This window comes from Flavobacterium anhuiense, assembly GCF_004151235.1.
Classification (GTDB): Bacteria; Bacteroidota; Bacteroidia; order Flavobacteriales; family Flavobacteriaceae; genus Flavobacterium; species Flavobacterium anhuiense_A.
The window spans coordinates 116,562-139,223 of sequence record NZ_JUIV01000006.1 but is presented as its reverse complement, the minus strand read 5'-3'; the positions used below and the strand labels follow the sequence as shown (position 1 = coordinate 139,223).

The 22,662-nt window shown below is 34.4% G+C and carries 15 protein-coding genes; 8 read left to right on the top strand and 7 right to left on the bottom strand.

All coding sequences use genetic code 11. From position 1 onward, the window contains the following. Nucleotides 1-13 precede the first annotated feature (13 nt). A complete protein-coding gene (locus NU08_RS10075) occupies nt 14-1,078 on the top strand; it encodes a sensor histidine kinase (protein WP_129746999.1) in 1,065 nt (354 codons plus the stop codon). Beyond that, a complete protein-coding gene (locus tag NU08_RS10070; RefSeq protein WP_129746998.1) occupies nt 1,065-1,790 on the top strand; it encodes a LytR/AlgR family response regulator transcription factor in 726 nt (241 codons plus the stop codon). The genes NU08_RS10075 and NU08_RS10070 overlap by 14 nt, the downstream gene beginning before the upstream one ends. Nucleotides 1,791-1,862: 72 nt before the next feature. On the opposite strand, the gene NU08_RS10065 is transcribed toward NU08_RS10070, so the two are convergent. Together NU08_RS10065 and NU08_RS10060 are read right to left on the bottom strand one after the other, a co-directional pair. After that, a complete protein-coding gene (locus NU08_RS10065) occupies nt 1,863-3,569 on the bottom strand; it encodes a BCCT family transporter (protein WP_129746997.1) in 1,707 nt (568 codons plus the stop codon). Nucleotides 3,570-4,535: 966 nt separating this feature from the next. After that, nucleotides 4,536-4,787, bottom strand: coding sequence for a hypothetical protein (locus NU08_RS10060; protein WP_129746996.1), 252 nt, complete (start codon nt 4,785-4,787; stop codon nt 4,536-4,538). A gap of 373 nt (nt 4,788-5,160) precedes the next feature. Between NU08_RS10060 and NU08_RS10055 the strand changes: the two genes are divergently transcribed. The 5 genes from NU08_RS10055 to NU08_RS10035 all read left to right on the top strand — a co-directional run bounded on the left by NU08_RS10055 (nt 5,161) and on the right by NU08_RS10035 (nt 14,011). Beyond that, a complete protein-coding gene (locus tag NU08_RS10055; protein WP_129746995.1) occupies nt 5,161-5,661 on the top strand; it encodes a hypothetical protein in 501 nt (166 codons plus the stop codon). 635 nt (nt 5,662-6,296) lie between these two features. Further along, nucleotides 6,297-7,379, top strand: a complete 1,083-nt coding sequence (locus tag NU08_RS10050) for an efflux RND transporter periplasmic adaptor subunit (RefSeq protein WP_026729727.1) — start codon at nt 6,297-6,299, stop codon at nt 7,377-7,379. Nucleotides 7,380-7,400: 21 nt separating this feature from the next. Then, nucleotides 7,401-10,607 (top strand): efflux RND transporter permease subunit, encoded by a 3,207-nt coding sequence (locus tag NU08_RS10045; RefSeq protein WP_129746994.1) that lies wholly within the window; start codon nt 7,401-7,403, stop codon nt 10,605-10,607. Then, nucleotides 10,597-12,033, top strand: a complete 1,437-nt coding sequence (locus tag NU08_RS10040) for a TolC family protein (protein WP_026729725.1) — start codon at nt 10,597-10,599, stop codon at nt 12,031-12,033. The genes NU08_RS10045 and NU08_RS10040 overlap by 11 nt, the downstream gene beginning before the upstream one ends. Before the next feature lie 751 nt (nt 12,034-12,784). After that, on the top strand, nt 12,785-14,011 hold the full coding sequence (locus tag NU08_RS10035; RefSeq protein ID WP_317126353.1) for a chloride channel protein: 1,227 nt from the start codon (nt 12,785-12,787) through the stop codon (nt 14,009-14,011). A gap of 1,069 nt (nt 14,012-15,080) precedes the next feature. On the opposite strand, the gene NU08_RS10025 is transcribed toward NU08_RS10035, so the two are convergent. Both NU08_RS10025 and NU08_RS10020 read right to left on the bottom strand, forming a co-directional pair. Next, nucleotides 15,081-16,514: a DUF1254 domain-containing protein gene (locus tag NU08_RS10025; RefSeq protein WP_129746992.1), complete on the bottom strand. Its 1,434-nt coding sequence runs from the start codon at nt 16,512-16,514 to the stop codon at nt 15,081-15,083. Nucleotides 16,515-16,545: 31 nt separating this feature from the next. Then, nucleotides 16,546-17,964: a DUF1254 domain-containing protein gene (locus tag NU08_RS10020; protein WP_008469372.1), complete on the bottom strand. Its 1,419-nt coding sequence runs from the start codon at nt 17,962-17,964 to the stop codon at nt 16,546-16,548. Between the two features lie 733 nt (nt 17,965-18,697). On the opposite strand from NU08_RS10020, the gene NU08_RS10015 reads away from it, so the two are divergent. Further along, entirely contained in the window at nt 18,698-18,997 is a 300-nt protein-coding gene (locus tag NU08_RS10015) for a hypothetical protein (RefSeq protein WP_129746991.1), read from the top strand. A 91-nt stretch (nt 18,998-19,088) separates the two neighbouring features. On the opposite strand, the gene NU08_RS10010 is transcribed toward NU08_RS10015, so the two are convergent. From NU08_RS10010 to mnmE, 3 genes are all read right to left on the bottom strand, one after another. Next, nucleotides 19,089-20,231: a site-specific integrase gene (locus NU08_RS10010; RefSeq protein ID WP_129746990.1), complete on the bottom strand. Its 1,143-nt coding sequence runs from the start codon at nt 20,229-20,231 to the stop codon at nt 19,089-19,091. After that, nucleotides 20,224-20,793, bottom strand: coding sequence for a helix-turn-helix domain-containing protein (locus NU08_RS10005; RefSeq protein ID WP_129746989.1), 570 nt, complete (start codon nt 20,791-20,793; stop codon nt 20,224-20,226). The genes NU08_RS10010 and NU08_RS10005 overlap by 8 nt, the downstream gene beginning before the upstream one ends. Before the next feature lie 387 nt (nt 20,794-21,180). Beyond that, nucleotides 21,181-22,581, bottom strand: a complete 1,401-nt coding sequence (gene mnmE, locus NU08_RS10000) for a tRNA uridine-5-carboxymethylaminomethyl(34) synthesis GTPase MnmE (protein WP_129746988.1) — start codon at nt 22,579-22,581, stop codon at nt 21,181-21,183. Nucleotides 22,582-22,662 lie beyond the last annotated feature (81 nt).

Below are 22,662 nucleotides of genomic sequence, written 5' to 3'. Positions count from 1 at the left end.
AAAACTTGACCAATTGGGGCAAATCAGCTACAATCCCGAAAACAAATCTCAAAAGATAAAACTCTATACCTTGTACTGGTTGGGTTATATTTTACTGTTTAGTATGATCCAGGGACTTCCGGAAGACGATTTCATTATGGCTTGGCGAAACGAATGGTACAGCGTTTTGCCTAAGATACTGTTCGTGACTATTATTGTTGAGTTTTTAATGCCTAATTTGTTATTTAAGAAAAAAACTGCCATTTTTATCGGTTGCTATGTTCTTCTGATTCTAGTTTTTGCATTCTTGCAGCGGCTAATTGACAATTATATAATATTACGTTATTATATGACTTTCTGGAAGAGAGAACCTCTTTTGTCGGCACCAGTCTTTTTGTACAATGTGAGTAAATTACAATTTGTAGTTACAACGCCAATTGCATTTAAACTTTTATATTATTTAGCAGAAGAAAAAAATAAGGTCCAGACGATTTTATCCGAAAAGCTTCAAGCAGAATTATCCTCGCTCCGAAACCAGTTCCATCCACATTTTCTATTCAATGTCCTGAATAGCTTATACTCTAAAATTTTGAACAAATCAGATGATTCTGCTGAAATTGTGATTAAAATATCGGATCTGCTTCGGTTTTCGATTTACGATTTGAACAATAAAAGTATCTCTCTGCAAAACGAAATAGATTATCTCAAAAATTATATTTCGTTACAACAGCTGCGTTTTGAAAATCAGCTTCAATTGAGTTTTAGCCTTTATGGAAATGTTGAGAATCATTTTATTGAGCCTTTTTTGATACTTCCATTTATCGAAAACAGCTATAAGCATTGTTTAGATGAGAACAATCAGGGCTGGATTACAATTGCTATTAATGCAAGCGATGAATGGCTTGTGGTTAAAATTGAAAATAGCCTGCCTAAGCATTATAATACTATAGGAGATAATGTGCGCAGCGGAATTGGAATTGCAAATGTAAAAAGGAGATTAGAGCTGCTATATCCTGCAAAACATACTTTGACCATAAAAAATGAGATGTTAAGTTTTTTTGTTTCCTTAAAAATAAAGATAAAAGATGTCAGCAATTAATTGTATTATAATTGAAGATGAATTACCGGCCTCTATTTTACTGGAACTTCATATTGCGAAGTTTGATTTTCTGGATTTGAAAGGAAAATTTACCAGTGTTTCCAATGCGCAGAATATTTTAAAATCGTACAAAATTGATCTTATTTTTTTAGATATAAATTTACCGGGAAAATCAGGAATAGAATTTGCCAAAAGTCTGCATGCAGAAACCGCTGTAATTTTCACAACTGCTTATACAGAATATGCTGTCCAAGGATTTGAGATTGATGCTATCGATTATATTTTAAAACCAATTTCTCTAGAACGTTTTACGAAAGCTATAAATAAATACAGTAAAGCCAGAGAGTTCAATGAAACGATATTACATTCTAAAAAACAAGAGAAAGAAAATCCGTTTATTTTTGTGAAATGTGAAAGAAAGATGGTGAAACTTTTTCTGGAAGAAATAAGCTATTTTGAATCTCAAGGCAATTATTTGTTGATTTTTACCACTACAGAATGTTATAAGACCTACCAATCCATTACTGAAATGCAAGAGAAACTGCCTGAAGGTTTGTTCTGTAGAATTCATCGTTCATTTTTAGTAGCAACAAATAAAATAACAGGCTTCAGCACTAGTATTGTCAATATCAAAAATAAGCAATTGCCTATCGGAAGATTTTATCATGCATACGTATCTCGTATCTTAAATTCTTTACATAATTACCACTGATTTCTGTCGATTCCACTCCACTTCTTATGGATGTAATATCCATTACTATTACAGGGGTATGTTATAAAAGTGCTATAGAGGGTTTTCATAGGAATTAATTTTGGCCTGGATATTACTTTTTGCAAATTCGGATTCTAATTCTATAAATGCTTCATGTATACTGGTATTGATAAATTCATCAACAGATGATTTATCATGAAAAGAAACAATCTGCTTTAGGCGCTCTTTCCAAGATGCTCCCGACCAGGGAACGGTAGTGCGGGAAAAATCTTTTTCATAATACTTTCTATCTATAGAAAGAGCTTTCATAAGACTTACTATAAAGAGCAGCATTATTATTGAAAACGGAAGTGCAGTAATCAATGTCATGCTCTGAAGTGCTGCCAAACCACCGGCATTAAGAAGCATCAATGCAAGCACTGCCAAAAGAATTCCCCAGCTTATTGTCTGCCATTTAGGAGAATTTTCAGCATTTTTGGTTGCAATGCTATTCATTACAAAAATTCCACTGTCTGCTGAAGTTACAAAGAAAATAATAATGATCGAAATTACAATGAAACTCAACGCTCTTGTCAGAGGAAGATATTCCAAAAAACTAAACATCAAAGCATCAGGATTACCCGCTAATGCACTCAGTGCGCCGTTGGCTGTATGCAAATCAAACCAAATGGCGCTTCCGCCAAAAACAGACATCCAGATAAAATTAAACAAGGTCAGCAATATCAAAACAGCGCCAACAAACTCTCTAATAGTTCTGCCCTTAGAAATTCTAGCAATAAAAAGTCCAACATAAGGCGACCACGAAATCCACCAAGCCCAGTAAAGAATGGTCCAGTTATAAAACCAAGGCTGGGTATTTTCTTCATAAATGTGCGTATTAAAAGTAAGGCTGAAAAAACTATTGATATAAGTACCGATTCCTTCTGTAAAACTACCAATAAGACAGACCGTCGGACCCAGAATCAATACAAAAAGAAGCAAAAGTATTACACTTGCAATATTGATTCCGCTGAGAATTTTAACTCCTTTATCCAAGCCACTCACCGCTGAAAAAATGGACAAAGAAACTAATACGGCAACAATCATAACCTGATAAACAAAACTGTTTTCAGGCACAACATTCAACATCTGTAACCCTGAATTGATCTGCACCACACCAAAGCCCAGCGTTGTAGTAATTCCAAAAAATGTACTGCAAAGCGCAAAAACATCAATTATATTTCCCCACCTGCCTTTAATTTTATCTTTCAATAAAGGATAAAAGCAACTCCTAAGCGAGAGCGGCAATCTGTATCGGTATGTAAAATAAGCTAAGGAAAGCCCGACCACTCCATAAATTGCCCAAGCATGGATTCCCCAATGAAAAAAGGTATAAAGCTGGGCATTCTGAGTTCTTTGAACAAGAGTTTTTCCAGCAAAAATTTCATTGGAATAATGCTGCATCGGTTCCGCAACGCTAAAATACATCAAACCAATTCCCATTCCTGCAGCAAAAAGCATTGAAATCCACGAGAAAAAAGAATAATCTGGTTTGCTATTATTCCTTCCAAGCCGGATATTTCCGTATTTGCTTATCATTAGATAAATCAAGAACAAAACAAAAATGGTAACTGACCAAACGTATACCCAGTTCAGATTAACAAAAATGAAATTTTTCATGACATTCAGAAGATCTTCAGTAAAGCCTGGAGAAATAGCCGACAGCACACAAATTCCTATAATAAAAACCAAACTGGGCACCGTAACACCTATACTAAGTGTTGTTTTTTTTTGTGAAATTGCTGCATATAATTTCTAATAATTAGGTTAAATGAAAAATAATCAGAAAAAATCCGATATTAACTTTAAATTCCAAAGAAATATAAAACTAAATACAAGCTGTTACAAATGAAGTTTTGACAGAGAAGATAACAGACCTACCTAACAAATATAAAGAAAATAAATAAAAAACAGGAATTAAATCAAATATGGAGTTGCCTTCAAAAGTACCACAAAAAGTTTAGGCGGATTTGCAAAGAATTTTCCATTTCAAATTTTATGGCAGAATCCTGCCCTTAAGCCTTTACCTTGCACCTAGTTCCTTAAAATCAAGCTCTTCACCGCTGAGATTTGAATCGCAGAGCGTCTTTTTTAAAAAATCAGAAATCATGTAAACCATTCAATGAATAGGCAGATTGCTTTTTTTTACTGAACTACTTATTAATCTACTGTTCTACTGAAGCTAAAATTTGGTTTGCTTCTCTAATGATCTTTCAAAAAGAAGGGAAACTATTTTTTTCAATTAAAGCCATAGAACGAATATCAATTAGTTTCAACTTGCCAAAATGCTTATAATATTATGGATTATGGTGGAAGTCTTTATTTTTTAAAAGACAAAAAAATAAAATTAGCTCAATGAAAGTGAGCCTGTCCAGAGCCCGGAATATAGAATTCATTAAATTACCTTAAACTCTATTATTCAGAATACAGAATTCACAATACCTATTTTACTTAACAAATTATCCCATATTATTTTCTCGGGAATAATTTAAGAAATCATATTGATTTTTAAATCAATCCCAAACAGTACACCCACACCAAACTCATAATGCCAATAAAAGACAACCCCTGCTTGCAGGCCAAATCTCGCCTAGTGCTTAAAATTTTGGTTTAAAAAATTCCGTTGCAATAAAAAAACATACCACATCATCAGACAGCAGGCTCATCTCTCCCTGTCTGGCAGTTTAACTCTTCTCAGCTTTAAATTTAATAGCTGTTTATGGAAATAGTATCGGCAAGATTCTCCGAGCTGATGAATCCCGAAATATATTCCTCCACTTCCCTGCGATGCTCGGGTAGCGTTTCAAAGCTGTTAATATGAAACTCATCGTCCTGGTCCATAATGTGGATAATTTCTGTATAGCCCTTTGATATAAGGCTGCCCTTTAATCTGATAAAGGTGAGCTGCTGGCGGGGGTCCAAATCTTTTCTCACTTTTAATCGTATAGCTTTTTCCATAGCAAAAGATCTGTTGTTTGAAACTTTTTGTATTCTCATCCCAAATATAAAATTTAATCTTTTTCCGAGATAGTGAAGTATGTTAAAAATTGTAGTTTTCCCAATAAAAACAGCTCTTGATTACTCCGCATTCATTTCCGGATGATCTGGCCGCGTCATGTTATCAAAAAGTAGAAGCTCAGAAAAATACGGTAGTGACAGATTTAGGTTCGAAACGGTCCATCCAATAAATCCGAAATATTTTTTTACGAACGAGTTCGAGTCCTTTTCCCGCTAAGGCAAAAAGCTTAAAAGAAACCTGAAGCTTTTTTTTGTTTTTAACGATCTTTATAACTCTCTTTGTCTACATTCAACATAATTTCAATTTATTTAAATGAAAAATACTCTACTACTGGTTATTTTAATTTGCCAGATTGGTAAAGCGCAGAGTTTAAATCAGAAAGTTATTGTTTTACCTGAAAACACTTCGGTAGAAGATTTCTCTTTTTTAAAGGAAGAAATAAAAGAAGCTCAAGTGGTAATGCTTGGCGAAAAAACACATTTTGACGGAAATGTTTTTGAAATGAAAACCAAGATTGTTGAGTCCTTGCATCAAGAAATGGGTTTTAATACCATCTCATTTGAGTCTGGTATTTATGATGTTTGGAAAGCGCAAAAAAACATTAATAAAGGAGTTATTACTAAAGAAGCCCTAAAAAAGTCATTGTTTACAATTTGGGCTAAACGAAAAGAATTTCAAAATTTCATCAATTATTTTGATCGCAACAAAAAAGATTTAAGCTTTATAACCTCATTTACCGCCCACCTATTTCCACACATTTATTGCAGCCCAGCTGCAGTCAAAAATTGTTTTGTCCATCCTTCTCAATCATGATAATCGGGAGATATCAAATAAAATTTTCTAATAAATAAAGTCAAACCATTGCTTTTATGGCATCGTTTGTTTAAATTTGTGACTCTTATGAAAAATTGGTGCACTAAATTTTTACTTTCAATAGTCATTCTCTTAAATGGATATGGGAATGTTTATGCACACAATAACATTGTTTTATATAAAAAGTTTTCGTTCTGTACTCTTGCAGATCATACTCAAAGTGAATCCAAATTAAATCGAGGACGTTCATTTGAATCTTTTAAAAGAAAAATATGCCTTTTCGATAATGAAGAAAACGAGGATAATTTTTCGGCTACCCAAAAAAAGCTTGTAAAAAACAACTACTTTTTAATTTTTCATACAAGTAATCATTTTGTCGTTTCTGCGACTGCTTTTACCCAAAAAGTAAATAACTGCAAAATTTTCAGTTTACTTGACAATAAAGTATATCTGTTATTTCAGGTTTTTAGAATTTGATTTTTAACGCTATTGCTTGCCAATAGCCAATCACTTTATAGTTTTATCCTCTGTGTTCTTTAGTTAGATAATAGACGGATATGAACTTCTATAGTCTATTCCCAAAGACCTTTTTATCTAAAATCAAAAATAAATTACGTTTTAATGCTGAAATAATTATGAAGAGAATTTTCATGATCATGACTTTATGCGCCTTAGTTTTTGCGGGCTGCAATTCTAAAAAAGAAGAAGAAAAAGAAGAAAAAACCAAATTTCTGGTTACAAATCCAATCGAAAAAGATACTACCATTACAAAAGATTACGTATCACAAATACATTCTATTCAACATATTGAGATAAGAGCTCAAGAGCGCGGTTATCTTGAAAAAATATATGTAGACGAAGGACAAATGGTAAAAAAAGGTCAGCTCCTATTTAAAATCATGCCTGCTCTTTATGAAGCCGAATTAAAAAAATCAAAAGCTGAAGTAAGTTTCAGTTCAATTGAATATCAAAACGCTAAAAAGTTAGCTGATGAAAAGGTGGTTTCTCTAAATGAACTGGCAATGGCAAAAGCTAAATTAGAAAAAGCAAATGCTGAAATGGCTTTAAGCAAAGTTCATCTTCAGTTTACAGAAATCAGAGCGCCTTTTGATGGAATCATTGACAAGTTTCACGTACGTCAGGGAAGTTTAGTTGATGAAGGAGAATTGCTTACAGAATTGGCAGATAACAGCTCAATGTGGGTATATTATAACGTTCCAGAATCTGAATATTTAGATTATCAGGAAAAGACCGGAAAAAGCGGTAAAATGAAAGTTAATCTTTTGATGGCTAACAACAAAAAATTCCAATATCCTGGAGTTGTAGAAACCATTGAAGCCGACTTTGATAATGAAACCGGAAATATTCCTTTTAGAGCCACTTTTCCTAATCCAAAAAGATTATTAAGACACGGAGAAACAGGAAGCATTCAAATGCCTATCGAACTTAAAAATGCTATGCTAATACCTCAAAAAGCGACATTTGAAGTTTTAGACAAAAAATATGTGTATGTAATTGATAAAAATAATGCTGTAAAATCTAGAGAGGTTGTTATTGCTGCCGAAATGCCTCACCTATTTGTAATAAAGGAAGGTTTGTCTCTTCATGATAAAATACTTTTAGAAGGGCTTCGTCTTGTAAAAGAAAATCAAAAAATAGACTACGAAGTGGTAAAACCGCAATCGGTTATGTCCAATTTAGAATTGTATGCAGAATAACCGAATCTAAAAAAAGAACACATGTTTAATAAATTTATACATAGACCCGTTTTTGCAATTATAATTTCGATTATAATTGTCTTTATAGGTACGCTGTCCATCAAACAGCTTCCTATATCGCAATTTCCACAAATTGCGCCCACAACCGTAAATATCTTTATCGCTTATCCAGGTGCAAGTGCCGATGTACTTGTAAAATCTACCTTAATTACCTTAGAGAATTCGCTTAATGGTACACAAGGTGTTCGTTACATGGCTACAGATGCAACGAGTGCCGGAGAAGCAACACTTAGAATAATTTTTGAACCAGGAACCGATCCTAATGAAGCTGTAATTAGAGTTAAAACAAGGGTAGATCAGGTAATGCCATTATTACCTGAACTGGTTCAGCGTGAAGGAGTCGTTATTACTCCTATTCAACCGAGTATGTTAATGTATATCAACCTTTACTCGAAGAGCAGAAGCATGGATGAGAAGTTTCTCTACAACTATGCCGATGTAAAAATGATTCCAGAAATTAGCCGTGTTAAAGGTGTTGCGAGAACTCAGATTCTTGGAAGCCGTAAATACGCCATGCGCGTTTGGTTGAATCCTGATAGAATGAGAGCTTATAAAATTTCTGTTGAAGAAGTTATGCAAGCACTTCAAGAACAAAGCATTATTGGTCGTCCTGGGCGATTAGGACAAAGTTCTGGTATTGCTGCACAATCTTTAGAATATGTGCTGACGTATAAAGGAAGATATGATGAACCTAAACAATATGAAAATGTAATTGTACGTGCCAATTCTGAAGGTGAAAGCATTCGATTAAAAGACATTGCAAAAGTTGAATTAGGAAGCGAATTCTTTGATATTTATTCGAATCTAGACGGTCATCCTTCTGCAGCAATTGTATTAAAACAAAACTACGGAAGTAACGCGAGTGACGTAATTAATGATGTTAAAGCAAAGCTCGAAGAAATGAAAGCGAGTTTTCCTCCAGGAATGAATTATAAAATTAGTTATGACGTTTCTCAATTCTTAGATGCTTCTATCGACCAAGTTGTTCATACTTTGAGAGATGCTTTCATTTTGGTTGCTTTGGTTGTATTTATATTTTTAGGAGATTGGCGTTCTACTTTAATTCCAATTATTGCCGTTCCCGTATCTTTAATTGGCGCTTTCTTTGTGATTCAGCTGTTTGGAATGTCAATCAACTTGGTTACTCTCTTTTCATTGGTATTAGCAATCGGAATTGTAGTCGATAACGCTATTGTCGTCGTCGAGGCCGTCCATGCCAAATTTGAAGAATTTCCGCATATTACACCTTATCATGCCGTTAAATTAGTATTGGGCGAAATTGGAGGTGCCATTATTGCTATTACAGCCGTTATGGTTTCTGTATTTATTCCTGTTTCGTTTATGTCTGGTCCCGTAGGAACTTTCTACAGACAATTTTCGGTTACGATGTCGAGCTCAATTATTATTTCTGCCATTGTAGCTTTGACCCTTACTCCTGTTCTCTGTGCCATTCTTTTGAAAAACAATCATGGAAAACAGAAAAAAGGAAATATCCTGACAAAATCTCTAGATGCTTTTAACAGATGGTTTGAAAGACTTACAGGCCGCTATGTTGTGGTTTTAAAAACAATTGTAAGCAGAAGAGTTTTAACTTTCGGAATTCTAATTGCCTTCTGTGCTTTTATTTTTATAGAAAATAAAGTACTTCCTTCTGGATTTATTCCGAGCGAAGATCAGGGAACCATTTACGGAATCATTCAAACGCCTCCTGGCGCTACTTTAGAAAGAACCAATCAGGTTGCTCAAAAATTGCAGAAAATCTGTGAAAAAGTCGAAGGCGTTGAATCTGTTTCTTCTTTGGCAGGTTATGAAATCATGACAGAAGGTCGTGGTTCTAATGCTGGAACCTGTTTGATTAACTTAAAATCATGGTCTGACAGAAAACATTCTGTAACAGAAATCATGGAAGAATTAGAAAAGAAATCTAAAGATCTAGGTGCTGTCGTAGAGTTTTTTGAACCGCCTGCAATTCCAGGATTTGGTTCTTCTGGCGGTTTTTCTATGCGTTTACTAGACAAAACTACCAGCACCAATTATCAGGAATTTGATAAAATCAACAAGCAGTTTATGGCAGAACTAGGCAAACGTAAAGAGCTTTCTGGTTTGTTTACTTTCTTTGCCGCCAATTATCCGCAGTATGAATTGGAGATCAATAATGATTTAGCAATGCAAAAAGGCGTTTCTATTGGTAAGGCAATGGAAAACTTAAATATTTTAATTGGAAGTACCTACGAACAAGGTTTTATCAAATTTGGACGTTTCTTTAAATTATATGTGCAATCTGACCCGAAATTTAGAAGACTCCCATCAGATGTATTGAATCTCTTTGTAAAAAATGATCATGGAGAAATGGTGCCTTATTCTGCTTTTATGACTCTTAAAAAAACACAGGGACCTAATGAGATCACGCGTTACAACATGTATAATTCTGCTGCTATTCAGGGTCAGCCTGCAAAAGGATACACTACTGCAGATGCCATTAAAGCGGTACAGGAAACCGCTCTTAAAACACTTCCTAAAGGGTATGATATTGCATGGGAAGGTCTTTCTTATGATGAAGCTGGAAGAGGCAACGAATCGCTTTATATCTTTTTAGTGGTATTGGCTTTCGTTTACTTCGTATTGGCTGCACAATATGAGAGTTTTATTATTCCGTTGTCTGTAATTTTATCTATTCCTGTTGGAATTTTAGGTTCGTTTGTCATTCTACAAATAATGGGCTTGCAAAACGATATTTACGCTCAAATCGGATTGATTATGCTGGTCGGATTGCTTGGTAAAAATGCCGTACTGATCGTCGAATTTGCTGTATTAAAACATTCGCAAGGCGCGACAATTCTCGAAGCTGCAATTGAAGGCGCCAAAGTTCGTTTTAGACCCATCTTAATGACATCATTTGCCTTTATTGCTGGTTTGATACCGTTAATTTTTGCTTCTGGAGCGGGCGCAATTGGAAACAGAACTATTGGAGGATCTGCGCTTGGCGGAATGCTTTTCGGAACCATTTTCGGAGTAATCATAGTTCCTGGACTATATTACATTTTTGGTTCATTGGCACAAGGCCGAAAACTAATTAAAGGAGAAGAAGAAAGCTCTTTATCTGATGATTTCATACATCATGTAGATGATTTTTCAAAAAACAATCAAACGGAGGAAAATGAAGAATAACAGAAATATAAAATACGCAGGTCTTATCTGCGTATTACTATCTATAGCGGGTTGTAAAACAACTTCTATTGTAGAAAAAACAGAAAATAAAACGGTACCCGAAAACTATGCTGATAATGGTTTAGACACTCTAAATACCGGAAAAGTTAAATGGAGAAGCTATTTTACAGATGAAAATTTGGAGAATCTGATTGATATTGCATTGAAAAACAATCAGGAATTGAATATTACGCTTCAAGAAATTGAAATTGCTAAAAGCGAAGTAAAAGCACGAAAAGGAGAATATTTGCCTTTTGTTGGTTTTAGCGCTGGTGCCGATTTAACCAAATCTGGAAGATACACCAGCACAGGTTCTGGCGAAGCAACAACAGATATTATGCCTGGCAAAGAAACACCTGATCCGCTTCCTAATTATCGTTTTGCACTGACTTCAAGTTGGGAAATAGATATTTGGAACAAACTTCATAATGCAAAAAAAGCCGCTTTAAACCGTTATTTAGGTTCTATTGAAGGAAAGAATTTTGTGATTACCAATTTGATTGCAGAAATAGCCGATTCGTATTATGAACTTTTAGCATTAGATAATCAACTAGAAATCACCAAACAAAACATTGACATTCAAACCAATGCTTTAAAAGTGGTTAAAATACAGAAAGAAGCTGCAAGAGTGAACGAACTGGCTGTACGTAGATTTGAAGCGCAGATTTTGAGTACGCAAAGTCTTCAGTTTGATATTCAGCAGCAAATTACCGAAACGGAGAATAAAATCAATTTCTTATTAGGGCGTTTTCCTCAAAAAATTGCTAGAAGCAGCAATACTTTCAGCACTATTACTCCGGCAGATATTCACGCAGGAGTACCTTCCCAGCTTTTAGAAAATCGTCCAGATATTAAAAAAGCAGAAATGGAACTAATTGCCGCAAAACTGGATATTAAAGCTGCTAAAGCGAAATTTTACCCTTCGCTAGGCATTTCAGCAGGGATTGGATATGAAGCTTTTAATACCAAATATTTACTGACTTCTCCAGAATCTTTGTTGTATTCTATAGCAGGCGATTTGGTTGCTCCTCTAATTAATAGAAATGCAATAAAAGCAGAATATCTTACCGCTGGAGCTAAGCAAATTCAGGCTGTATACAATTATGAAAGAACATTGGTAAATGCTTATGTTGAAGTTGCCAACCAATTGTCTAAAATTCAAAATACGGCAAAAAGCTATGACTTGAAGTCACAGCAAGTTGATGCTTTAAACGAATCTGTTCAGATATCTAACAATTTGTTTAGTTCTGCCAGAGCAGATTATATGGAAGTTTTATTGACTCAAAAAGATGCTTTAGAATCTAAATTTGAACTTATCGAAACCAAAAAACAGCAGATGAACGCCTTTGTTAATGTTTACAGAGCATTAGGAGGTGGCTGGAATTAGTAGTTTTCATAAATATTTCCATCAGAAAATAGGCCTTCTTTTGTGAAGGTCTATTTTAATTCGGAATGGAAATTGCTGCATTATATTAGAGATATTAAACCCTTTAATTAAATTGATAAAAAAATGAGTTTTAAAGAAGTTATAATTAATGCAGGTGCCCCAAGAGATTTACGGCATCTGCTTAGTTCTTTGCATATAGACCACCAGCAGTCGTTAGAATTATGCTGGGCAATCCGTGGCAGAAAATTGCCCCTTAAAGAATTAAAAATTACGCCGACTGGCATTACAGCAATGAATTGGCCCAGCATTTTGAGATAGAGAAAGAATTTATTTTTCCTATATTAGGAATGGAAAATGAACTCATAAAAAAAGCATTATCTCTGCCAGAAGAATAAAAAAACATTTTAAAAAAAATCTTGAAATTGAAAAATCATTAAGCCGCATTGAGGAAGATCTTGAAATATTGATACGTTTCGAAGAGAAAAATATATTTGTTTTAATCAGAAACAATATGGCATCTAATCAAATTACAGTAAACACGAAAGGTTTTTTTACAAATAAATAATAAAGAATGTGAAGACCTCTTTTGGCTTTAAAAAAATCTTTTAACAATCTACTACTAAATTTCTACGTAAAAAATAGAAATTATAAATAACATATTTTAATACATAACCTTGTTTTTTTTAAACAAAAAATATTTACCCGCTCAATGGAAAGACACAAGATAATTCATCGAAATTACTTTAAACTTATGCTTATATCTATTTTTGTTGGGCTCTGTGGGGCATTGCTCGCATTTTCACTAAAAAAGCTGACAGAATTTTTTGAACGCTTCCTGTTTAATATTGCCAGCAATTATTCAATAGGAATAATTTTATTTCCTACCATTGGAATTACCGCGATTTATTTTTTGAGAAAATATGCATTCAAGAATAGGAAAAACAAAGGAATAACCGAAATATATAAAACACTTGATCAGCGCAAAGACCATTTGCCGCTATTTAAAATCCCCTCGCATTACATCAATGGATTTCTAACAGTAATATTTGGAGGGTCAACAGGTATAGAAGTATCCACTGTAGTGGCTGCGGCCACTATTGGGAACTTTGCCTACAAAAAGGATCTGTGTGCAAAAATATATAAAACGGAATTAATCTGCGCGGGAGTGACCGCGGGAGTTGCTGTTTTATTTTGCAGCCCTCTAGCCGGCTGGCTATTCGCAATGGAGGTTATTGCAAGGAAAATAAACAGAACACTGGTTATCGCCTGTACCTGTTCAGCATTGGCAAGTTGGCTGTTTATTTCTTTGTTTGATAATAAGCCTTTGCTCTTATATACCATTGCAGATTGGAATTGGACGGCTTTTCCGTTTTTTATTATTTTAAGCCTTCTTTCAGGGTTATTGGCAGTTTATTTCACACTTTTAGTTACCCGGATTAAAGGCCTTTTCGGGACTATTTCGAACAATTTCATACGCGTTAATTTAGGGGCTTTAACTGTTGGTGCATTAATTTACTTGTACCCAGGCTTATACGGCGATAGTTATGATGCCCTTCATGAGGTGCTGCATGAATCCATAAAGGCACCAGGCGTTTCATTTTTTTTCTTATTAATCATTACAATGCTAAAACCCCTGGCGGCATCCCTTACACTTGGAGCAGGCGGAGACGGAGGCGTATTTGCGCCCAGCATTGTTTCAGGAGCATTTCTAGGGCTGCTTGTCGCCTCTATTGGCAATGCTTATTTTTCAGCAGATTTAATCCCTTTAAACTTTGCCTTGGTAGGGGCGGCGGCTGCTTTATCGGCTTCTCTTTCCGCTCCCTTAACTTCTTTGGTTCTGATCTGTAATCTGCTTCCAAACGGATATTTATTGTTTGTCCCTATTGCGCTTGGAACTGTAATTTCGTATTTTTTTTCAAAAAAACTGCTTCCTTATAATGTATATTCATATGACTTTTATCTAACAGCAAAGCAATAGCCGATTAAGTACAGGGAATGAAATTTAGCCTGAACCGCTTTATTTAAAATTAGTTTTTTTATGCCAGCTCAAAAAAACATCAGTTTTTTGCCGCGAAGCAATCAGAATCGGAGGGATTTTTATGGCTGGCACATTAGGTATTAATCCCTCCTTCTAATTATGGTTTGTCGCTTCGCTTTAATAATATTCGAATACATTTGCAAAACTTGTAGCTATACTGTAAATAGTGCTGTCCGGGAACATCATATTATACATGATGGGTAATTGAAAGTTCAAATCTATCGGAAAAAACAATAAATTTAAAAAACATTGCACTTTAAGCTCCAAATAAATAAAAACTAAATACTGTTTTGCCATGCATTCTTTTTGTTGGCACACTTAAGAAGGAGAAATAATCTGTCTGCATTACTTGCCGTAGCAAGTGCCCATTTCTAAAACTGTTTTGTACAATTTGTTTACGGCATAAAGTATCAATTCCCTAAACTTCACATTCGGCATGCAAAATAAACCTTCTTTAAATCCATGCAAAAAAATAAAATAGACCTGAGCACAATTTCTCAAAACAGCCTTGGAAAAGTTTAGATTTTAACCAAGTCTTCTGTATTTTTGCAAATAAATACGTACTACAGATATCCCGCTTACATTAATTCCAAATTTTCAGCATCGTATCCATTTTTTCACATTCTCCGTATTATATAAAAAAGTATTTCCTCTTCAAGTTCTCTACATAAATTTTCAGATTCTATTGTTTGGCAGAAACACTTATTGGGACTATTTATTAATTTCCTATTATTCTTTATGCTTCTGCAATAGGTATTACAGATCAGCTTAAACCGTTGATCAGCTGCATACATATTCTTCATTTCTTTAAAATGTTCAGCAAACTTAAGATTATATAATTCATCCGGCAGATACATAAATTCTATTGGGTTAAAGAAAAAAGGCTATGAAAATTTTACCGGTTCTAAAACTTCCTTAAGGTACGAAATATAAAACAGATAAAAGTAGTTAAGTTTATTTAATTCACTTTTCAATAACTGAGACTATTATAAACTAATAAACAAAAAAATCAATTTTTAATCAGTTTAGGATGCTTCCATGAGCCGTTCAAAGCTTCTTCTTTTGGCCAATACAATCGCATTATCAGAGCAAAATCACCTTTTGGAGCTGGAAGCCAATTAGATTCCTTATCTTTTCCTGGAGAATCTGCTTGAATATAAAACGTAAATCCTCCGTCAGCATCTTTTTTAAACTGCCCAAGCATTGTTGAATTTAACAGATAGCGATTAAGCCGATTTGCAACAAGAAGACTTGCCGGCTGGTCGTACATTGTAAGGGACCAGAATGAATTGACTGGAGGAAGCTGTCCTGGAGGCAATTTGAAAGTGTACTTATTTTTACCATTTAATTTTTCGCCATTCGAATCAACATAATAAGATGGATACACTGCCTCTTCTATTGAATTTCCATAAATACCTAAAAACGCTCCGCTCATCCTAAAAAGATAATTATTTTTAAGAAATTCTCTCGTTCCAAAAGCGTCTCCTGACGAAAGCTCACCCGTTACGATCCTTTTCTTTAACTCAGCTATTTCAAGCCATGCGTCTTTTATTCCCTCGTTCATGGCATTTTTAACATCAGCGCTTAAACTGTCAGGATTGAAAGCTTTACCTTCTTGAACTCCAATTTTTGCAAATCGAGCTCTTAAGTCCTTTTCGGAAGCATTTACGGGGCAAAATTGTAAAGCAAAATTTAGATTATTAAAAAACTCCAATGATTTTTTTTGTTCTTCCGGAGAAAGCGGTTTTATAAAATCAATTGGTTTTGCCTGCACTGGAGCTGCTTTGCCTAAAAACGCTGAAAGCGTTTTAACATCATACTTTTTCTGTATTGCTTCAACATTTTTTAAATCACCTGGATTAAAAAGCTGTGTTCGGATTATTCCTAAAGCAATTTCTGTTTCGCACGGAATAACTTTATCAATCCCTTTGGGTTTTTCTCCCTTCCAATTAGGGCCGGAAAGCATATAAACGCCTCCATTATTTCCCGTTGTGCGGCTTCCCAAATAGGCAAAATTAAAAGTATACAAATCAATTAGCTGCAGGCTCCAGTACCTGTTTTTTTCAATTGGAGGTATCACAAAAACAATAGGTTCGCTTCTTAAATCTAATCCAATCCAAGAATAAGGCGTATCTGAGTTGGGAGTTTGAACCGCTTTATCTTCTGAGGTAAAAACTCTGGGAACATTACGAATCTTATTCCACGGAGCTTTGTATTCTGGATTTTGTTTATCTACAAAATATGCATATTGAATCCTGCTGTTATCTACAATAGGAAATCCGTAAATATAAGCCTCCTTGGTAATTTCCCTAATCTCTTTTAGATCAATATTACTTGCATCGGCAGCTGATATACTAGTCTGACCTTCTTTACCTTCTTTTTTACAGCATACAAAAACCATTGTAGCAGCTGCTAAAACAAAAATTAATATTTTATTTTTCATAATTCTTCTTTTTGGAATTGCTTTTGGAAGTTCAATTTACTTTTTCAATTGCTGGAGGCGACCATGTACCATTCAGGGCAGATTCTTTTGGCCCATAAATCCGTGTCATTAGATAAAATTCTTCTGCAGGGGCTGGAAGCCAGTTAGCCTCTAGAGATTTATCTGGTTTTTGGTTTTGAATATAAATTGTCAAGCCTCCGTCTTTATCATAAACCAATCCTTCTGTAGTTGAATTAATCAGAAATCTATTGATTGGATTTTTGATTAAATATCCTCCTGTTCCATCTGCACTTTTATCATACATAGTTATGGACCAAAAATATTTTGCAGGCGGAATTTCATCTTTAGAAAAATGAATTTTATACTTGTTTGTTTTTCCGTTTAAAGTCTGCCCTTCTTTATCATTGTAAACAACAGGATAAAAAGCTTCAATTTTATCATTTCCATAGATTCCAACCATAACAGCGGCAGCGCGCAAAAGATGGTCTTTTTTGTAGAATTCTCTATTTCCGAAAGGATCCATCATATTCCATCCATTTTTCTGCTCGCTGATATGAGCGGCTTTTTCCTTAATTGCCGTTATTCCTTCCTGAACACCATCATTAATGGCTTTGAGGGTTTCTTCGTTTAGCTGTGAAGAATCAAAATCGGCTCCCGCTTTTATTCCAATTTTTTCAAATTTTGCAAGATCCTCGACATCTTCTTTATTGAAAGGTTTAACCAAGTCCAGATAGACATTCATATATTTAATGAAATTTGCATCTTCTATGTCTTTTGGATTGAAGGCAATCCAATTAATTTCAGATGCTTTTTTCGGAGATGCAGTGCCTAAAAATTGGCTCAATGAAGTAACTTTATACTTATCCTGAATCTGGATAACATTTGCTAAATCTTTGCTGCCCAATAGCTGGGTCCTTCCAATGCCAATTGCAAGCTGGCTCTCTACATTAAAAACCTTTTTAAATTTTCCTTTTGGTATTTCTCCTTTATAATCCGGACCGACAAACAGATAATCTCCTGCTTCGCTGCCTGTGCTTCTTGTTCCTACATAAGCAAAATTATGCGTAAAAAGATCCGTAAATTGAAATACATAATATCTGTCTTTTATCGCAGGAACAGACAATACAATAGGTTCTGCCCTTAAGTCAAGAGCAAATAAAGAATAAGGCGTGTCCGCATTCATGGAAACTACATCTTTTCTCGTATCATCTGCCGGACGTCTGTCATGGGTTATGATATTAAAGCCGCTTCGGTAGGCAGGACTTTTTTTATCCACTGTAGAGGCATACAAAGCCCGATAGCCCATTAACATTGGATAGCCATAAATGTATGCTTCCTTTGCGATAGACTTTGCTTCTTCAGCACTTAATGCGTTTTGTGTTGTTGTTGTTTCTTTTTTACAGCTTATAAAAAGCAGAAAAGCAGCAAATAGTAAAAGTGATCTCTTCATAATCTTAAAATTTATTATTTATTTATTCTTAAAAAAATCTTTATGTGAAACCAGATGGTGCAACAGGTATTAATTCAAAAAAAACAAAAATTATTTAAAAAAAGCTTTCAGAAGACAGCGGACAAATTCCTGACAAAACTTTTAAATTATGAGTAGGTAAAAAAAATACTTTAGGGATTATGGTAAATTTAACAAAAAAAATCTAACACTGCTATTTCTATTCGCATAAGATATAGAATAATTATAATTCTGGAAATGCAAACAAAAATCGAATTCGCAAATAAGATGTTTTTCTTTTTGCCATTCCTTAAAATTTCTGTTTGCATGACCTATTTTTTTAAGCATTCTAAGCTGAAAGGGATTACATTTGTGCCACAAAACCTAAATAGCATAAAGTAATCCATAGAGCCAAAGAAAGACAATTCTGCCTTAACTATAACAATCTTTTCAAATGCTCCATAATATTTATAAATTTATATTAGTGTTATGCCATGAATCAATTGAGTTTTTTATAATTTTTGCATCAATCCCCAACAGGACATCTAAACCAAATTTACATAGCCAATGGAAGACAGACACTACATATAGAAAGCCAATTGCTTCAAATCATCCAAAAATGATGTTGTAATTTGTCCTGTCCCCGTCCCCCAACAGGACAAAATAAACCACTTCCTAAAGCCACATAAACAACTGATTATCTTTACATTAATTACAAAATATAAAAAAGTAAAAAATGGAATTTAATCAAAATCATACTGGAAAAATCACACCTGAAAAAGCACTAAAAATGTTAACTGACGAAGGAATGGATGTTACTCTTGCACAAACAGCCGAAATATTGTCATTTCTTAGGTTAATAGCTGGAATTAGCGTTAAAAAAATCTTAGAAGATCCGGAAACTAATAAAATTACAAAAGAAGAAGAAGCTTTACATGAAAATCTCGAAAATAAAAACAAGAAAATAAAGATAAAGAGTCCATATAAAAAGATAACCTATTGTAAAACCTGCAATTTTTTGAATAATAATTTCTAAAAAATCTAAAAATCATTTAATCCTAAAAAAAATAAAAAACGCCTTACCTCTATTTGGGTAAAGCGTTAAAAAAATTGCTAAAGAAAAAACTTTATTCTAAAGAAATTCTGCCTGCTGCGTCCCTTTTCTTCTGGTCAATTACCTTCGCATATATCTGCGTTGTCTTAACGTTCTTATGACCAAGCATTTTAGATATGGTAAAAATATCAGTTCCAGCCGTCAGCTGTAATGTAGCATAAGTATGCCTGAAACAGTGAAAGGTAATATGCTTATTGATGCCTGACAATGCCACCCATACAGGAAGCGTACGGTCAACATCCCATTTGTTCAAATCTTTAAATACCTTCTCATTTTCTCTCCGTCTCTTGCCAAGCAATTCGAAAGCTTCATCGGAGATCGGTATGGATGCAGTGCCTTCCGTTTTCTTTTGCCTGAAAATAATATAGTGCCCGTCATTCTCAACATGTTGCAATTCTGACCAGGTCAGCTTGGCAATATCGGAATACCTCACGCCTGTAAGAACTGAAAACATAGAAATTCTTCTTACAATCAATTTCGGGCAGGGAGTTTCAAACAGCCTTCGGGTTTCCTCGAGAGTCAAAAAATTACGTTGGGATTCCATTTCCTTTATTGATCCTATCTTTGCATTGATATCTGTTTTAAGCTTATCCTCTCTATAGGCTGCTTTTAGAGTAGTTTTAATCTTGTTATAATAAGAGAGAGCAGTGTTACGCGACAGCTGCTTCTTATTCTTCCTTAAACTTTTAGCTTTCAAAAGATAATCTCTGTAATCTTCAATTAGAGTAACTGTCACCTCTTTAAATGATAAATCCCTTCCTTTTAAAAAAGCCTCAAAATGAATAATAGCACAGGCCCAGATTGATAAATTGTTACCAACCTTTTTATTCCCTAAATTTTTATAATACTGCAGAAAAGATTCATTCCCGACTGCCTGAATTGCCAGCTGCTCTTTTTCAAATGCGGAATAAATTTCACTTTTGTTGATTTCATTCTGTCTACGTGCACGAATGAGCTCCGCTGTATGTAGACTTTCTTTATTGGCTATTTTCTGGTACTGGTCAGCTGGTTTTTGATATACGTAGATTTTTAAAAACTCGCGTCTGGTATAATCGTTAATTGCCGAATTCCATACGGGAGGATAAAAATCTAAATAAAGAGACATCCTCCCCTGAGAAATAGCTTTTTTTCTAAGTGTTACGATACTTTTACTCATGGCTCTCAACGTTAAATAATTCATCTAAATCTCTCTTGGCAGTATAGACAAACTTGCCGTAATTATATTTCAAGATCCCTTTTCTTTTCAGTATACCATATAAAGCAGAAGGGGAAACCTTAAATTTTATCTGGGCTTCGGACATTGTATAGCAGTTTTCAATTCCTGGAAATTTTCTTGCTTCTTCTTTGTCTGTCCAGCTTTGATGCAGATTCTCTTTAAACTGAGTGATATCTGACCGCTCGATAAAAGTTCTGGAACCACACTTACCGGCCTTAAGTTCTTTTCTAGATATGGCTCTGTAAAGGGTTCTTCTGCTTATTCCTATAAAAATGCTGGCCTCATCAATGCTGAGAAAGTCAAGTTCTCCAAGTCTTTGAATTTCGGCATTATTAACCGCTTCCCTTTGCAGTCTTGCTGCCTCTTTTTTATTATCCCTGCTCCTTTTTTTGTAGCTCTTACTCCCGCAGGCAAGGGAGCAGAATCTTGTTTTGATCGTTTTTGCCGTAAATTCATTATTGCAGAATTGGCAGACTTTGGTAATCCTAATGTTTGAACTCATAATTTTAAAATTTAGGTTTCCTACATTACTTAAAAGCTCTTTGAACTGTAGCAATCATCTCCCAAACTCATTTTCTATATAATATATTCTTTAGAAATATCTTTGGACAGATAACTAACGATGTGGTTGTTTTAAATATTTTTGCTAACTTCTTTACCTGAAATTAACACTTTATAAAACCTTTAAAAAGTACTCAAGTGTGTCATAATTCATCCCTTTTTGTCACAAAGTTTGTACCTCGGAAACCGAGGTACAAATGAGGTATAAATTTTAACAAAACAACACTCAAATATTCCAAAAAACAATTGAATAAAAAAATAGCCAAAATGTTAATTACCAACATTTTAGCTATTTTGTTTGTTTTTATTTTGTGTTTCTTTGCGCCCTCTATTTGCCGATGCAGAAATTGGCGAAGATATTCCCCAACAACTCATCATTAGATACTTGCCCAGTAATCAGTCCGAATTGATACAGAGCTTCGCGAATATCTAGTGCCATAAGATCGCTTGAAAGACCTGACTCTAAACCAAATTTCACTTTCTGAATTTCATCTAAAGCTTTTAATAGAGAATCGTAGTGTCTTGTGTTAGTAACAATCGTTTCATTATTACGGAGCGCTCCTGTATTTACAAAAGACAATAATTCATTTTTTAAATCCTCTACCCCTATTTTTTCTTTCGCAGAAATCAATAACAGTTTCGCATTTAATTTTTCTAACTGATTGGTAATATTCGCTACTTCATCAGCAGATAAAATATCTTTTTTATTTACCACAATAATTAGCGGTTTTAGCGGATATTTATTCTTAATCTGTTCGATTTCATTTACAAATTCTGAACTTGAAGTTTGGAATTTCAATCCGTCAAATAAATAAATTACAACTTGAGCTTGATCGATTTTTTCGAAGGTTTTCTTTATTCCGATGCTTTCTACAACATCTTTCGTGTCACGGATTCCGGCTGTATCAATAAATCTAAATCCGATGCCGCCAATCACTAATTCATCTTCAATTGTATCGCGAGTGGTTCCCGCAATGTCAGAAACAATGGCACGTTCTTCATTTAATAAAGCATTTAATAAAGTTGATTTCCCAACATTAGGTTCGCCAACAATTGCAACTGGAATTCCGTTTTTAATTACATTTCCAACTGCAAACGAATCAATCAGACGTTTTAAAACAAATTCAATTCGATTCAATAATTCATGAAACTGCGTTCTATCAGCAAATTCTACATCTTCCTCTGCAAAATCCAATTCCAATTCAATTAAAGAAGCAAAATTCAAAAGTTCTTCTCTAAGTTTTGCAATTTCATTACTAAATCCGCCACGCATTTGCTGCATCGCAATTTGGTGAGAAGCTTCGTTATCTGACGAAATCAAATCGGCAACCGCTTCTGCCTGTGATAAGTCTAATTTTCCATTTAAGAAAGCTCTCAATGTAAATTCACCTGCATCTGCCATTCTACAGCCATTTCGCAATAACAATTGAATAATCTGTTGCTGAATATAAGTCGATCCGTGGCAAGAAATTTCAATTGTATCTTCTCCCGTGTAAGAGTTAGGTCCTTTAAAAACAGAAACTAACACTTCGTCTAGCGTTTTGCTTCCGTCTACAATATGTCCTAAGTGAAGCGTATGCGTTTTCTGCTTAGTTAAATCTTTGTTTTTAATAGATTTAAAAACCGAATTACCAATGGTAATAGCCTCGGCTCCAGAAATACGAATTATGGCGATAGCTCCAGCTCCCGAAGGCGTAGCCAAAGCAACTATAGAATCTTGATTTATCATGCTGCAAAGGTATAAAAAAACGCTCAAATTCTTTTCTGCGTTAAAGCAACTCCATTCAAACACGAAATCTTCAAATTAATT